Here is a 344-nt window from a genome sequence, read left to right as displayed (position 1 = left end):
GCGTGGGCTGTGTCGCCGCCGACGTGGTAGCGGAGGGCGTTCTGGTAGGCCGCGTGGACGTCGTTGTAGAGGATCGCGTAGTTCTGCGGGCTGCCCGCTCCCCGGTACACGGTGGCCTGCGGATTGGCCGTCCAGCCGCTCTGCGCGTGCCGGTTGGCGGTCAGCCTGGCGAACCCGGCGGCGTAGGGGGCGGCGCCGGCCTGGACCTTGGCGGCCATACGGTCCAGGTCGGCGCCGCCCCCTACGCCGCCGGGTTCGCCAGGCTGACCGCCAACCGGCACGCGCAGAGCGGCTGGACGGCCAATCCGCAGGCCACCGTGTACCGGGGAGCGGGCAGCCCGCAG

The 344-nt window shown here is 74.4% G+C and carries 1 pseudogene; it reads right to left on the bottom strand.

The features are described from left to right. A pseudogene (locus BZL64_RS41805) lies at positions 1 to 344 on the bottom strand (alginate lyase family protein); the annotation flags it as partial.

Origin of the sequence: Streptomyces bobili (assembly GCF_002154575.1) — a bacterium.
Taxonomy (GTDB): Bacteria; Actinomycetota; Actinomycetes; order Streptomycetales; family Streptomycetaceae; genus Streptomyces; species Streptomyces bobili.
Note: the sequence above shows the minus strand (reverse complement) of the source record. Positions and strands in the feature narration are given on the sequence as shown.